The sequence below is a fragment of the Bradyrhizobium sp. USDA 4510 genome, from assembly GCF_054059095.1.
The window spans coordinates 7439974-7454265 of record NZ_JBSSBT010000001.1 but is presented as its reverse complement, the minus strand read 5'-3'; the positions used below and the strand labels follow the sequence as shown (position 1 = coordinate 7454265).

The window sequence follows — 14292 nt, the reverse complement described above, 5'->3', positions numbered from 1 at the left end:
GCCCGGCCGTGCGACCGCTGGCCGAGCCAACGCTCATGTGAGGCGTCGCTGTCCTTGCCGTGGTCCCGCGGACGCTGCGCTGCTATGACCCCGGCGTTCTCACGACCAGTTTGATGTTCAGAAGATTGACCCCCTTGAAGGGGTTCGGCGCGCTTTCGATCGTTCCTGTGCCCGTTGCATTCGCATAAGCGCCCGTGCCCGAAAGGATCGTATATTCGCCGTTTGATTTTCCGTCCTTGATCGCGCCGGTGTAACGCGCGGTGATCGCGCCTTCCTCGAACGTGTAGGTGCTGTAACCGTAATAGGAGCCCGAGCCCTTCAGCATGTCTCCTGAATGGACGAACTCCTTCACCCCGATATGGCCATCACTGAAGATGGCGACACCAAAGAACTTGCCGGAAACGACCGTCTGCCCCTCGACGTTTGCTGCCTCGATGACCTTGACGTCGACAGGCTTGGTGACGAGCTTGAACTCGAGCACCTTCTCACCCGCTAACGCGGTCGACCCCGCAACGACGATTGCCACGCTGGAAACGAAAAAGGTGATAAAATTCCGCATAGACTCCTCCTGCGTTTGCTTGAAATCAAATCAAGGAGTGCACAGCGGGCTAAACGTCATGCCCAGCATTTGCGTTGCAGCACGAAAGAGAGCCCGCGGTGATATCCCGGCAGCGGCCGAAGCTTTCGGTACCCCAGCACGCTGGCTGGAACGCACGCATTAGTCTACGTGACGGTAAGAGGTTCAGCAAGCGTAGCCACCAACGTCTCATGCTCGTCAGACGACGCATCGGATGACAGGTTCCGCGACATCAGAACAGCCGTGGCATGCTATAGTGTGGTTGCTTGCGGGAGAGCGATCGAGGAGGTAGCGCGACGTACCCATGACGATTTCCGCCGGCAAATCCGGCAAGCATGTCTCAAGAAACCTCGTTACCGACAAGGAGCATCACCATGAAGATCGTTGTGATCGGCGGTACCGGACTGATCGGCTCAAAGACCGTTGCCATTCTGCGCCAGCGCAGCCATGACGTCGTCGCCGCCTCGCCGAAGAACGGCATCAACGCCATCACCGGCGAGGGGCTGAAGGAGGCGCTGGCCGGCGCGGCCGTGGTGATCGATCTCGCCAATTCGCCATCGTTCGAGAACAAGGCCGTGATGGAGTTCTTCGAGACCTCCGGCCGCAACCTGCTGGCGGCGGAGAAGCCGGCCGGCGTCAGGCACCATGTCGCGCTGTCGATCGTCGGCACCGACCGGACGCCCGAGAACGGCTACTTCCGCGCCAAGGTGGCGCAGGAGAAGCTGATCGAGGCGTCCGGGATTCCCTACACCATCATCCGCGCGACCCAGTTCATGGAATTCGTCGGCGCGATCGCCGATGCGGGCGCGGTTGGAAACACCGTCAGGCTCTCGCCCGGCCTGTTCCAGCCGATCGCGGCGGAGGACGTGTCCGCGCTCGTCGCCGATATCGCGCTCGAGCCGCCGCGCAACGGCATCGTCGAGATCGCAGGTCCCGACCGCGCGCCGTTCAACGAGATCGTGGCGCGCTATCTGAAGGCAAAGGGCGACCCGCGCGAGGTGGTGAAAGACCCTGACGCGCTTTACTGGGGCGGCCGGGTCGAGCAGCACTCGCTGGTGCCGCTCGGCGAGGCGCGCCTCGGCCGCATCGATTTGAACGAATGGCTGCGCCGCGCGCGGCCGGCGGCGTGACGGTATCGGCTATTTGAGCCAAACCAGCAGCGGGACGGGCGCGCGTCCTTCGCAGGACAGCGTGCCCTCGTAATTGCGCGTCTTGCGCGCGCTGTAGGTGCAGGGCGCGCCGTCCAGCACCAGCTCGGCGGTGACCTGCGAATCCGCGCCCGTGATTTGCAGCTTGATTTCTCCGGCGCGTTCGTCCGGCCCGTCTTGCGTGCAGATGCCCACATGCTTCATCTTGAGCGGTCCGGAGAACTGCCTCGGCGCGTCCGGCGCGCTTTCGGTGAGATGTCCGGTCAGCTCCCATTCGCCGAGCACGCCGGCCTGGCCGAGGATCTCCATCGCGCCAAGCGGCAGGGTATGGCAAAGCGATAGCGCAACGGCGCCGAGCAGCGCCGCTCCACCGTTGCGCCATGTCGCCCGTGGCATCACAGCTTGCTTCCGGTCGTCTGGCGCAATTCGATCAGCTCCGGCCGCGACAGATCGGCATCCGCGGTGAGCCGGGCAATCTGATCAGCGCATTCCCGGATCTTGGCCTGATCGCCGGCCGCCTTGGCGCTCTTGATCATGCCGAGATAAGTCGCCAGCCGGTTGGGCTCCTTCTTGAGCACGGCCTCATAGGCGGCGAGCGCCTCCCTGGCCATGCCGCGATCGAGCAGCATCGCCGCGTAGAGCTCGCGCGCCGGCGCCAGCGGTCCCGGCGTGACGGGGTGCTTCTCGGTCTTGTCTTCCGCCTCCGCGGCGGCATTCATCGCGCTGAGCGCATCGTCGTATTTGCCTTCCGCGTACAGCACCCAGGCGCTCGCGATCTGCTGCTGGATGTCGACGATGTTGGACCAGTAGGCGTCCTTGGCGTCCCTGAGCTTGTCGCGCAACTCGACGAGCTTGGCGACATCGGCCTTGGCGGCGGCGGGGTCACCCGAGCGCGCGGCGCCGACCGCGCGGGCGAAATAGGTGATGGCATCCGCATAGGCGTATTTGGTGGGATGCACTTCAAGCGCGGCGGCACCCTTCCAGTCGCCGCGTTCGAAGACATAGCGGGCCTGGCTTGCCGCCACCGCGAAGGGGCCTGCGAACCGGTCGAGCTTGAACTGAAGCTTGCCGAGCTCGTCGATCACCGCACGCGCTTCCTTGTCTTGGCCGAGCTGGAGATAGGCATACACCAGATAGTCCATCGCGTGCGCCTGGTCCTGCTGCTCGCCGTCTTCCCTGGCGATGCGTGCGGATTCCTTGTTCGAGGCGATCGACTCCTTCCAGTAGCCGACGCGCGTGAAGATGTGCGACGGCATGTGCTGGGCATGCGGCGCGTGTTCGGCGATCTTGGCATAGCGCATCGCCGCGGGGAGGCCCTTCTCCGCGAGCGCCGGGTAGTCGTAGAGATGGATCAGATAGTGGGCGATGCCGGGGTGCTCGGGCTGGCGCTTGAAGATCGGTTCGAGCAGCGCCGCGCCCTTCAGCTGGTTGGCATAGGTCTTGTCGCCCGGCGAGGCCGCGACGTTGAGCGTGATCGCATAGGCGATCTGCGCCTCGTCATCGTCGGCATAGTGCGTCGCGACCTGCTCTTCGGCGGCGAGGAATCGCTGCACGCGGGTGCGGTGATCGACCTTGTCGTAGTCGACATACATCGCCGCGATCGCATCGATGTATTCCCGCTCGCGCGGGGTGCCGGCATTCAGCGCCTGGCCTTTTTTCGCTGCTTCAAGGCCGAGCGGAAGGTTTTCCGGCGGCGGAGGCGCGTGCGGATTGTAGAGATAGCTGAGCGCGATGCCCCAATAGGCGATGGCGCATTGCGGGTCGGCCTCCAGCGCCTCCTCGAAGGTGCGCCGCGACGCGCTGTACCAGAACGAATGCTGATACAGCATGGCGCGATCGAACAGCTCCTGCGCTTCGGGCTTGCAGGATGTCACGAAATGGACTTTGCCCAATCGTTGCTCGGTGGAATCCGAGGCGGCAGGCTGCGAAATGGTCGCGGCAATGAGGCCAACGACCACAGCGAGGGGAAACCGTGTCATGGGACCCGCTCCGTGGCGTTGAAGGCGAAAACCGTACGATATCACCTTTCCCGCACCGCCGGAACAGCAGGGGCCGTTCTGGTCTAGCTGTCCAGCGCGATCCCTAACGCTTTGATCTTTCGGTACAACGTCGCGCGGCTGAGCCCGAGCGCCGTGGCCGCGTCCGTCACTCTTCCGTCATTGGCTCGCAATGCATCGACGATCGCGGTGCGCTCGCCCGCTGTGTGATCGGCCTCCGCGCCGCGTGCGCTGAACGGCGGCAGATCGAGATCGGCCTCGGTGATAAGGCCGTGCTCCGCGGTGGCGCCGGCGAGCCGCAGCACGTGGCGAAGCTGGCGCATGTTGCCGGGAAACGGATAGGCCATCAGCTGCGCCCAGGCGTCGGCCGCGATGCGGCAGTGCGGCGCTTCCTCGTCGGCGATCTGCGCGATGACGTCCTTGCGGTCGGCGCGCTCGCGCAACGCGGGCAGGCGGATCTCCATGCCGCGCAGCCGGTAATACAGATCGGAGCGGAAGCTGCCGTCCTCCGCCATCCGCGCCAGATCACGGTGCGTGGCGCTGATCAGGCGGATGTCGACCGCGACAGGCTTCAGCGCACCGAGCGGCCAGACCTCGCGGTTTTCCAGCACGCGCAGCAGCCTGGTTTGCAGCGAAAGCGGCATGTCGCCGATCTCGTCGAGGAACAACGTGCCGCCGCTGGCTTGCACGATCAGCCCCTTCGATCCCTCGCGCCGCGCGCCGGTGAAGGCGCCGGCTTCGTAGCCGAACAGCTCGGCATCGATCAGGCTCTCCGGCATCGCCGCGCAGTTCAGCGCGACGTAGTTGCGGCCGGCGCGATTGCTCGCCGCATGGATGGCGCGCGCGAACACGTCCTTGCCGGCGCCGGTCTCGCCATGCAACAGGATCGGCAGATCGAGATTGCCGACCGTCATCAGCCGCTTCACGCCCTTGATCAGCACGGGATCGCGGCCCGCCAGCCGGTGCAGGCCGGAAAACTGTCCGGCCGGCTTTTCGCGCGGCGGTGTGGATGGTGGACGCGGCGAACGCGCCCGCACCGGCGGCGCCAGACGGCCGCGTCCCCACGGCGTGCCGTCGGCGCGACGCAGCGCGACCTGCTCGTCCGCGGCGCGTGCCGCGCGATCGTCGAGTTGAACGAGATGCGACAGGTCGATGCCGTCCTCGATCATCGCATCGGTCAGGCCGAACGCGGCGCGCGCGGTGCGGCAGGCGCCGACGACACGGCGGTCGTCGTCATAGGCCAGCATGCCATGCCCGTCGCCGGGCAGCATCGCGATCCAGGAGGCGCGGTAGCGCCGGCGGAAGAACGACTGCTCGATCCGCCGCGTCGCCTCCGTAGTGACGGCGAGCGCCAGCTCATGCGCGCTGCGGCCGAGATCGCTGCGGCACGAGGTGATGTTGACGGCGCCGGCGAGCCGCCCGGCATGATCGAACAGCGGCGACACCGCGCAGGTGAACATGTGCCACTGCTCGCGGAAATGCTCGTCGCCATGCACCAGGATGGGCCGCTGCTCGGCGAGCGCGGTGCCGAGCCCGTTAGTGCCCTCGAAAGTCTCGGCGAAGTTCGAGCCGGTGTAGATCTTCCATTCCAGGAACATCCGCGCGTAGTCGCCGCCGGGCAGCCGGCTCACCAGCATGGTGGCGTTGGGATCGGCGAGATTGACGCAGTAGCCGGAATCGTGGAGCACGCGGGCGAGGTCCTCGAGCTCGGGGATCGCGACCTGGATCAAATCCTCCATCGGCTCGGCGATGTGCCGGATCTCCGCCTCGGTCAGGGTCTGCGGCGGCCCGCGCCGGGCCGGATCGAGGTTGTGATTGACCAGGCAGCGCCGCCAGGACGCGGCGATCCGCGTCTCGGTGTCGACGCCGGCCACCTGGTTGGCCGCCGACAGAACACGGGCGACGTGATTTGAGGCCGAAAGATTGGCCATCCAGAGGTCTCCACCCCTAATTTTCCGCGAAGTCTGGCAGTCCGCGGCCGAATGTCAATTGGCCGACGGCGTCGCGGGACCCTTACCTCCCCTTGCAAAGGGGAGGTCGCTTTGCTCGTGAGAGCAAAGCGGGTGGGGATCTGCTCTCTCGGCTTGCAGCATCGCCTGCGGCTGACCCCCATCCCGACCTTCCCCCTTTCAGGGGGAAGGAGAAGGCGGATCGCAGCCCGAGTGGAGCCAACGGGCTACGGGGATGACTTCACCTCGCCAGCGGTGAAGAGCACGAACGAACGCCCCACCGCCTTGTACGTGCCGTCGAACGCAAACTGCGCGCCTGCCGGCTGTTCCGGCGCGTTGGTGTCGAGCAGCCGCGACCAGCGCGGTCCGGCTGACGTCGGCGGCAGCTTGAAGTCGACCTCGCCCTCGTAGCTGTTGAGGATGACAAGCACAGTGTCGTCCTCGCCCTCACGCGCGATCGCGGTCTTGCGCGCGCGGCCGTCGAGCACGACGCCGAAGCATTTGATCCAGCCGGTGCTCCAGTCGGCCTGCGTCATCTCGACGCCCGAGGTGCTGATCCAGACCACGTCGCGGATCTCGAGCTGCGGATCGCGATCGCCGGAGAGGAAGCGGCTGCGGCGCAGGATCGGATAGTCGCGCCGCAGCTTGATCATCCGCTTGGTGAAGGCGAGCAGCTTCCCGGCGTCGTCGGAAAAATTCCAGTCGAACCACGAGATGTCGTTGTCCTGGCAGTACGCATTGTTGTTGCCGCGCTGGGTGCGGCCGAACTCGTCGCCGCCGAGCAGCATCGGCGTGCCCTGCGAGGCGAGCAGCGTCGCCAGCATGTTGCGCTTCTGCCGTTCGCGCAAAGTGCGGATATCCGGATTGTCGGTAGGGCCCTCGGTGCCGCAATTCCAGGAGTGGTTGTCCGACGAGCCGTCGTTGTTGTGCTCGCCGTTGGCCTCGTTGTGCTTGTTGTTGTAGCTCGCCCAGTCGTTCAGCGTGAAGCCGTCATGGGCGGTGATGAAGTTGACGCTGGCCCAGGTGCGGCGGCCCTCGCGGTTGAACACGTCGTGCGAGCCGAGCAGCCGCGGTGCCAGGCTGCCTGGCGCCGCCTCGCCGCGCCAGAAATCGCGCACAACGTTGCGGTATTTGTCGTTCCACTCCGCCCAGCCCGCCGGGAAGCCGCCGACCTGGTAACCGCCGGGGCCGCAATCCCAGGGTTCGGCGATCAGCTTGACGGTCGCGAGCAGCGGGTCCTGGTTCATCGCCTTGAGGAAGCCGGACTGCTCGTCGAAGCCGTAAACCTCACGTGCCAGGATGGTGCCGAGATCGAAGCGGAAGCCGTCGACATGCATGTGGCCGGCCCAGTAGCGCAGGCTGTCCATCACCATCTGGATCACCCGCGGATGCGACAGGTTCACCGTGTTGCCGGTGCCGGTGTCGTTGATGTAGTAGCGTCGCTTGTCCGGCAGCAGGCGGTAATAGCTCGCATTGTCGATGCCCTTGAACGACAGCGTCGGGCCGCGCTCGTTGCCTTCGGCGGTGTGGTTGTAGACGACGTCGAGAATGACTTCGAGGCCGGCGCCATGCAGCCGCGACACCATCTCCTTGAATTCGCGCAGGCTGTTCGGCACGTCGGCGGCGTAGCGCGGATCCGGCGCGAAGAAGCCGATGGTGTTGTAGCCCCAGTAATTGGTGAGGTGCTTGTCCAGCAGGTTGCTGTCGTTGATGAAGGAATGCACCGGCAGCAGCTCGACCGAGGTGATGCCGAGCGCCTTGAGATGGTCGATCGCAGCGTTCGAGCCGAAGCCGGCATAGGTGCCGCGCAAATGTTCGTCGATGCCCGGGTGCTGTTTGGTGAACCCCTTGACGTGGGTCTCGTAGACCACGGTCTCGTCCCAATGCACGTCCTGCCGCTGCGCCTCCTGGACCCAGTCGAAATTGGGATCGACCACCACGCATTTCGGCATGAACGGCGCGCTGTCGCGCTCGTCGAAGGTGAGGTCGTCGCCGCTCTCCATCTTGTAGCCGAACACCGCCGGATTCCAGGTCAGGCTGCCGGCATGGGCGCAGGCGTAGGGATCGAGCAGCAGCTTGTTCGGGTTGAAGCGGTGGCCGCCGTCCGGCTGGTAGGGACCGTAAACGCGATAGCCGTAGAACGTCCCCGGCTGCACGCCATTGATGAAGCCGTGAAACACCTGGTCGGTATATTCGGGCAGCTCGAAGCGGTGCGTCTCGCGCTCGCCGTCGAACAGGCAGACCTCGACCTTGGTCGCGTTGGCGGAAAACACCGCGAAATTGGTGCCGTGGCCGCTCCAGTGGGCGCCTAGCGGATAGGGCAGCCCCTCCTCAATGACGTAATCGGACATCGGTCCCCCAAGGCCCCTGACAGGCCGTCAGATCAATCTGCAACAAACGCCGCCGCGCGGGAAACGTTGCATGGGCTAGTTTAGCGGCAGTTACGCTTGGTTCGTATGACGCGGGCGGAACGAGATGCAAGGCTCGGCAAGAGATGTCGCGAGAATGCGGTCGTATGACTCTCTGCCACAATCTCGATGTCGTCCCGGGCAAGCGCTGCGCGACCCGGGACCCATAACCACGAAAGCAAATTGGCTTGCAAAGCTGGAGCCACAGCGTGCTTCGACAACGCAACTCCGTAGTTATGGGTCCCGGCCCCCGTGTGCAATTGCGCACTAAGCCGGGACGACAGCGGAGGGCTTGTTGAGTGCAATGCTAAATCAGCCGCATGCCCTTGAAGCTGGTATGCCCGTTCTTGCCGACGATGATGTGATCGTGCACGGCGATTCCGAGCGGCTTTGCGATGTCGACGATGGCTTTCGTCATCTGGATGTCGGCCTGCGACGGCGTCGGGTCGCCGGACGGATGGTTGTGCACCAGGATCAGCGCGGTGGCGGACAATTCCAGCGCGCGCTTGATCACCTCACGCGGATAGACCGGGGTGTGATCGACGGTGCCGGTCTGCTGCACCTCGTCGGCGATCAGCTGGTTGCGCTTGTCGAGGAACAGGAGGCGGAACTGCTCCTTGTCGGCGAACGCCATGCCGGTGCGGCAATAGTCGATGACGTCGTTCCAGGACGACAGCGCGACGTTGCGCCTGATCTCACCCTTGGCGATCCGGCCGGCGGCCGCGGCGAGCAGCTTGAGCTGGTTGATCGAGGCATCCTTGACGCCCTCGACCTCGCGCAGCCGCGCCACCGGCGCGTGCACGACCTCGGCGAACGAGCCGAACTTCTTCAACAGCGCCTTGGCCAACGGCTTGGTGTCGCGGCGCGGGATCGCGGCGAACAGCGCCATTTCCAGCAGCTCATAGTCGGTCAGCGCGTCGGGACCGGCCGCATAGAAGCGCTCGCGCAGCCGTTCGCGATGGCCGTGATAATGTGGCGTCTCGTCGGGCTGATCGGGGCTGTCACTGGCTTTGGCGGGCATCGGCTACAACCATGCCGTGCTCGCGGCGATTTGCAAGAGCCGATGCAACTGCCGGGTTTGCCACGATGCTTCGGGCGAATTACCGTCGGCGGCAACGGTTCGAGAGCAAGAGGGGGAGGGCGGCGTGACATCATTCAAGGTGATCCGCTCGCGCGCGGAGAAGCGCAAGGGCGGGCCGAAGGCGCTGGAGAAACTGCTGCGGCCGCCGGCGGGCGCCAAGGCGCTGGCAAAGCTCAGCGACGACCGCGTGCTGGCCGAGATGACCAGGCGCGTGTTCTGCGCGGGCTTTGCCTGGAGCGTGATCGATGCCAAATGGCCGGGCTTCGAGGAGGCGTTCCTCGGCTTTCAGCCCGCCAAGCTCGCCTTCAAGCCCGACGAATTCTGGGAGAAGCTCGTCAGCGACGCCAGGATCGTGCGCAACGGCGCCAAGATCATGTCGGTGCGCGACAACGGCCGCTTCGTGCAGGAGATCGCGCGCGAGCATGGCAGCTTCGGCAAATTCCTTAGCGCCTGGCCGTCATCGGATGAGGTTGGACTGCTGGAGCTATTGGCCAAGCGCGGCAGCCGGCTCGGCGGCAACACCGGACAGATGCTGCTGCGCTTCCTCGGTTGGGACGGCTTCGTCACCTCGCGCGACGTCGTCGCCTGCCTGCGCGATGCCGGCCTCGATATCGCCGAGGAGGTCAAGTCGAAGCGCGATTTCGCCAAGGTGCAGGCGCAGTTCAACGCCTGGGCGGAGGAGACCGGACTGTCCTATCTGCATCTGTCGCGGATCTGCGCGATGTCGATCGGAGAGAACCATACGCCCGAGGAGATCATCGAGCGCACGCGGAGCGATTATTGACGAGGACGGTTACAGCTGAACCCGATTAGACCTGAACCCACGGCTTCTCGCCATGGCGTTCGGACAGCGTGAAGATCTCGACGCCGTCGGCGGTGACGCCGACCGAATGCTCGAACTGCGCCGACAGCGAACGGTCGCGGGTCACCGCGGTCCAGCCGTCGGACAGGATCTTCACATGCGGCTTGCCGAGATTGATCATCGGCTCGATGGTGAAGAACATGCCGGGCTTCAAGGGCGCGCCTTCGCCGGGGCGGCCGATATGGATGATGTTCGGCTCATCGTGGAACAGGCGGCCGAGGCCGTGGCCGCAGAAGTCGCGCACCACGCTCATGCCCTGCGGCTCGACATAGCTCTGGATGGCATGGCCGATATCGCCGGTGGTGGCGCCGGGCTTCACCGCGGCGATGCCGCGCATCATCGCCTCATAGGTCACCTCGATCAGCCGCTCGGCCTTCCGCGCGATGGCGCCGATCGCATACATGCGGCTGGAGTCGCCGTACCAGCCGTCGACGATGAAGGTGACGTCGACATTGACGATGTCGCCTTCCTTCAGCGGCCGGTCGCCCGGCATGCCGTGGCAGACCACGTGATTGATCGAGGTGCAGGTCGAGTAGCGATAGCCGCGATACATCAGCGTCGCCGGATAGGCGCCGTGGTCGAAGGCGAACTTGCGAACGAACTCGTCGATGACCGAAGTCGGGATGCCCGGCTTGACGATGTCGGTGAGCACATCGAGGCATTTCGACACCAGGGCGCCCGCCTTGCGCATGCCGGCAAAGCCGCTCGGTCCGTGCAGCTTGATCTGACCGGTCTTGCGAAGCGAGGTGTCGGTGGCGTCGATATAGCTCATGGGCGGGCTGTTTCTGCGGGCAAGGGGCTGATTTCAGGCCCTAATTTAATGATCGGCGCGCCCGGCGCAAGCCAGGTTGGGCATGGGGACATGTCCAAACGGCTTGATTTTCAGGCCATATCCGGAACAGCGGCCACCGCTGCGGCGAAAAGACCGCGCTCAAGCGCTAATTGGAGACCTCGACCACGCTCTCGACCGGCAGCGCGCCGCCGCGGATGCGGAGTTCCCGCACCGGGTAGGGCACCCTGACCCCCTCCTGCTTGAAGGCGTCCCACAGCGACAGCATGACGTCGCTCTTCACATTGTCCATGCCGTCGGGGTCGGCGATCCAGAAGGTCAGGGAGAATTTCATCCCGGCCTCGGCGAACTCGGTCAGGATGCAGTTCGGCGTCCGGCCCTTGGTGGCGCGCGGATGGGCCGCCGCGGTCGTGATCGCGAGCTTGCAGACCTGCCGCGGATTGGCGTCGTAGTTGGTGGAGAAGGCGATCTTCACCAGCGTGTTCTTGTCGGTATAGGTCCAGTTGGTGACCTTCTGCGTCACCAGGTCCTCGTTCGGGATCAGGAACTCGCGGCCGTCGCCGGCGGCGACCGAGATGTAGCGGGTCTTCATCGCGCTGATCCGGCCCGAATTGTCGCCGATCGTGACGAGATCGCCGGGCTTCACCGATTTGTCGACCAACAGGATCAGGCCGCTGATGAAATTGGCGACGATCTTCTGCAGGCCGAGACCGATGCCGACGCCGGCCGCGCCGGTGAACACCGCGAGCGCTGAGAGGTTGATGCCGACCGCGCCGAGCGCGATCACGATCGCCGTCACCATCAATCCGATGCGGATGATCTTGACCAGCAGCACCTGGATCGACGGCGTCAGATCGGTGGCGCGGTTGATGCGGCTCTCGGCGAAATTGCCGGCGAGGTTGGTCAGCCACAGCGCCACGATCAGGAGCGCGCCGGCCTTGATCAACAGCAGCGGAGAAAGGCGGAGGCCGCCGACCACGACCGCATACGCATCCAGCGTGTCGGCCGCCCAATCGAGCTGGCCGATGATGCTGAGGGCGGCGACCACCCATGCCGCGATCGAGACTGTTTTCACGATGAAGGCGTTGTCGATCACCGAGGTGACGAGGCGGATCACCAGCCAGGCCAGCGCCAGCTTGGCGGAGACCGCGATCAGATAGCTGCGGCTCGGCCAGGTCGCGTGCCACATCACGATGCGGGAGATGATCATCAGGACCGCGAACACGGCGGTGGAAGCGCTCTTCACCATCACGCGGGCGAAGTGCCGGAGCGGCAGCGGCCAGCGCATCGCCAGCGACGACATGTCGACCCGCGCATGAATGGCGGTGTCGGCGGCGTAGGCGAGGCCGGCGGCGGCGAGGATGATGCCGAATTGCAGATAGAACCAGGGCGAGGCGACCTCGGCGCCGACCGAGCGCGCCGCCATTTGGATCGATTCGAGGACGTCCTTCCAGTTCATGTCCATCGGCAAAATCTCAACTCGAAGCGCGGGTCAGCCAAATGTGATTCGAATGCCCCGCGAGAATCCCACAAAGGCGCACACGCGACCATCGATACAACACAGTGTCGGGGCGACCTAGGGCTGATGAGACCGGGCACATTGCCGCTTATGTCAGAAATCGGTTGGCGTCCCAGTGTGGCGACGATAAGGATGCAATTGCAAGTATTTGAGACCTCCGAAGGCGCATGGCATCCCTCGACTCCGTCAGTATAGCGATCCTGCTCGGTGCGGTGCTGGTGATGGCCGGCATCCTGTCGAGCCTGCTGGCCTTGCGGTTCGGCGCTCCCTTGCTGCTGGTGTTCTTGCTGGTCGGCATGCTGGCGGGCGATTCCGGCCCCGGCCGGCTGCAGTTCGACGACGTCCGCACCACCTATCTGGTCGGCTCGGTGGCGCTGGCGCTGATCCTGTTCGACGGCGGATTGAAGACGCGGTTTGCCAGCATCCGCACCGTGCTGGTGCCCTCGATGGTGCTGGCGACCGCCGGCGTGCTGTTGACCGCGCTGATCACAGCGCCGGTCGCCCGTTTCGTGCTCGACCTCAACTGGACCGAGTCATTGCTGGTCGGCGCCGTCGTGGCCTCGACCGACGCGGCTGCCGTGTTCCTGCTGGTGCACACCCAGGGTCTGCGGCTACGCCCACGCGTCGGCGCGACGCTGGAGGCGGAATCCGGCACCAACGATCCGTTCGCGATCTTCCTCACCTTGATGCTGGTCGAGTTCATCTCGATCGGCCAGAGCTCGGCCTCGCACATCGCGCTGGAGTTCATCCAGGAGGCGGTGTTCGGCGCCATCATCGGGGTGATCGGCGGCCGGCTGGTGGTGATCGCGCTGAACTATGTAGCGCTGCCGCAGGGCCTGCATGCGCCGTTCGTCACCACCGCGGCACTGGTGATCTTCGGCGGCTCGCAGATCGTGCATGCCTCGGGATTTCTCGCGGTGTATCTCGCCGGTATCATCATCGGCAACCGGCCGACCCGCGCGCATAATTCGGTGGTGACGTTCCTCGACGCCGCGACCTGGCTGGCGCAGATCGTGATGTTCGTGCTGCTCGGCCTCCTGGTCTCGCCGCATCGCCTGCTCTCCAGCGCCGGCGGCGCCGTGCTGGTGGCGTTCGCGCTGATGCTGGTGGCGCGGCCGCTGGCGGTGCTGATCTGCCTCGCACCGTTCAAGTTCAACTGGCGGGAGAAGGTCTTCATCGCCTGGACCGGCCTGCGCGGCGCGGTCGCGATCTTCCTCGCCTCGATCCCGATGCTGGTCGGCCTGTCGAAGGCCTATCTCTATTTCGACGTCGCCTTCGTCGTCGTCATCATCTCGCTGCTGTTGCAGGGCTGGACACTGGCGCCGGCGGCACGGCGGCTGCACGTCGCGCTGCCGCGCGCCGAACGCGGCCCGCGCCGCGTCGAGCTCGATTTGCCCGGCCAGCTCGAGCAGCAGCTGGTCGGCTATCCGGTGCGGCCGAAGAGCCTGTACTTCCGCCGCGGGCTGATCCCGTCCTGGTCGAAGCCGACGCTGGTGATCCGCGACGAGCGGATCCTGACGCCGACCGAGGCCGATCCGGTCGCGCCCGGCGACTACATCTACCTGCTGGCGCCGCCGGAGCGCGCCGAGGCGCTCGACCGCTTCTTCGTCGACATGGCGCCGTCGAGCGCGCCCGATCCGCATCTGCTCGGCGACTTCATGGTGTCGGCGGAGCATACGCTCGGCGAACTCGCCGAGATCTACGGCGTCAAGGTCGACGAGCACCAGGCCAAGCTGACGCTCGCCGACTATTTCGACGTCAATCTCGACCGCGCGCCGAAGGAAGGGGCCGAACTGGCGCTCGACGAGATCGTGCTGGTGGCGCGCAGCATCAGCGGTGGCCGCGTTAACGTCGTCGGCCTGCGCCTGCCGGAGGAAGAGGAGAAGGTCGCGCCGCAAACGCGGATGCAGATCGTCAAGCGCAAGCTCGCCGATATCTGGGCGTCGGTGGCGGGGGTCTGA

Annotated in this window: 11 protein-coding genes; 3 read left to right on the top strand and 8 right to left on the bottom strand. The window is 65.3% G+C overall.

The annotated features are described in order from the left end of the window. Positions 1-82: 82 nt before the first annotated feature. Positions 83-559: a hypothetical protein gene (locus ACVMDN_RS34705; RefSeq protein WP_057018924.1), complete on the bottom strand. Its 477-nt coding sequence runs from the start codon at positions 557-559 to the stop codon at positions 83-85. 392 nt (positions 560-951) lie between these two features. On the opposite strand from ACVMDN_RS34705, the gene ACVMDN_RS34700 reads away from it, so the two are divergent. Next, entirely contained in the window at positions 952-1707 is a 756-nt protein-coding gene (locus ACVMDN_RS34700; protein ID WP_141342809.1) for an SDR family oxidoreductase, read from the top strand. A 9-nt stretch (positions 1708-1716) separates the two neighbouring features. On the opposite strand, the gene ACVMDN_RS34695 is transcribed toward ACVMDN_RS34700, so the two are convergent. From ACVMDN_RS34695 to radC, 5 genes are all read right to left on the bottom strand, one after another. Then, positions 1717-2121, bottom strand: a complete 405-nt coding sequence (locus ACVMDN_RS34695; RefSeq protein ID WP_076831180.1) for a hypothetical protein — start codon at positions 2119-2121, stop codon at positions 1717-1719. Continuing rightward, on the bottom strand, positions 2121-3704 hold the full coding sequence (locus tag ACVMDN_RS34690) for a tetratricopeptide repeat protein (RefSeq protein WP_076831177.1): 1584 nt from the start codon (positions 3702-3704) through the stop codon (positions 2121-2123). Before ACVMDN_RS34690 ends, ACVMDN_RS34695 begins: the two co-directional genes overlap by 1 nt. A gap of 83 nt (positions 3705-3787) precedes the next feature. Further along, on the bottom strand, positions 3788-5653 hold the full coding sequence (locus tag ACVMDN_RS34685; RefSeq protein WP_076831175.1) for a sigma-54-dependent Fis family transcriptional regulator: 1866 nt from the start codon (positions 5651-5653) through the stop codon (positions 3788-3790). Positions 5654-5898: 245 nt separating this feature from the next. Then, positions 5899-8022 (bottom strand): glycogen debranching protein GlgX, encoded by a 2124-nt coding sequence (glgX, locus tag ACVMDN_RS34680; protein ID WP_141342810.1) that lies wholly within the window; start codon positions 8020-8022, stop codon positions 5899-5901. Positions 8023-8386: 364 nt separating this feature from the next. Further along, the gene (radC, locus tag ACVMDN_RS34675) at positions 8387-9100 is read right to left on the bottom strand and encodes a RadC family protein (protein WP_076831172.1); all 714 of its coding nucleotides are present in this window, start codon (positions 9098-9100) and stop codon (positions 8387-8389) included. A 124-nt stretch (positions 9101-9224) separates the two neighbouring features. On the opposite strand from radC, the gene ACVMDN_RS34670 reads away from it, so the two are divergent. Further along, a complete protein-coding gene (locus tag ACVMDN_RS34670; protein ID WP_076831169.1) occupies positions 9225-9944 on the top strand; it encodes a DNA-3-methyladenine glycosylase I in 720 nt (239 codons plus the stop codon). 25 nt (positions 9945-9969) lie between these two features. On the opposite strand, the gene map is transcribed toward ACVMDN_RS34670, so the two are convergent. Together map and ACVMDN_RS34660 are read right to left on the bottom strand one after the other, a co-directional pair. Beyond that, positions 9970-10794, bottom strand: a complete 825-nt coding sequence (map, locus tag ACVMDN_RS34665; protein WP_076831166.1) for a type I methionyl aminopeptidase — start codon at positions 10792-10794, stop codon at positions 9970-9972. A gap of 166 nt (positions 10795-10960) precedes the next feature. Continuing rightward, positions 10961-12277, bottom strand: coding sequence for a mechanosensitive ion channel family protein (locus tag ACVMDN_RS34660; RefSeq protein ID WP_076831164.1), 1317 nt, complete (start codon positions 12275-12277; stop codon positions 10961-10963). 221 nt (positions 12278-12498) lie between these two features. Here ACVMDN_RS34660 and ACVMDN_RS34655 point away from each other — a divergent pair, with 221 nt between their 5' ends. Further along, the gene (locus tag ACVMDN_RS34655; protein WP_057019518.1) at positions 12499-14292 is read left to right on the top strand and encodes a potassium/proton antiporter; all 1794 of its coding nucleotides are present in this window, start codon (positions 12499-12501) and stop codon (positions 14290-14292) included.

What these genes read in the sequence shown, in the direction of transcription:
- ACVMDN_RS34705 (WP_057018924.1), bottom strand. Translation starts at nt 559, where the DNA reads ATGCGGAATTTTATCACCTTTTTCGTTTCCAGCGTGGCAATCGTCGTT.
- ACVMDN_RS34685 (WP_076831175.1), bottom strand. Translation starts at nt 5,653, where the DNA reads ATGGCCAATCTTTCGGCCTCAAATCACGTCGCCCGTGTTCTGTCGGCG.
- map (WP_076831166.1), bottom strand. Translation starts at nt 10,794, where the DNA reads ATGAGCTATATCGACGCCACCGACACCTCGCTTCGCAAGACCGGTCAG.
- ACVMDN_RS34700 (WP_141342809.1), top strand. Translation starts at nt 952, where the DNA reads ATGAAGATCGTTGTGATCGGCGGTACCGGACTGATCGGCTCAAAGACC.
- glgX (WP_141342810.1), bottom strand. Translation starts at nt 8,022, where the DNA reads ATGTCCGATTACGTCATTGAGGAGGGGCTGCCCTATCCGCTAGGCGCC.
- ACVMDN_RS34660 (WP_076831164.1), bottom strand. Translation starts at nt 12,277, where the DNA reads ATGGACATGAACTGGAAGGACGTCCTCGAATCGATCCAAATGGCGGCG.
- ACVMDN_RS34695 (WP_076831180.1), bottom strand. Translation starts at nt 2,121, where the DNA reads ATGCCACGGGCGACATGGCGCAACGGTGGAGCGGCGCTGCTCGGCGCC.
- radC (WP_076831172.1), bottom strand. Translation starts at nt 9,100, where the DNA reads ATGCCCGCCAAAGCCAGTGACAGCCCCGATCAGCCCGACGAGACGCCA.
- ACVMDN_RS34690 (WP_076831177.1), bottom strand. Translation starts at nt 3,704, where the DNA reads ATGACACGGTTTCCCCTCGCTGTGGTCGTTGGCCTCATTGCCGCGACC.
- ACVMDN_RS34655 (WP_057019518.1), top strand. Translation starts at nt 12,499, where the DNA reads ATGGCATCCCTCGACTCCGTCAGTATAGCGATCCTGCTCGGTGCGGTG.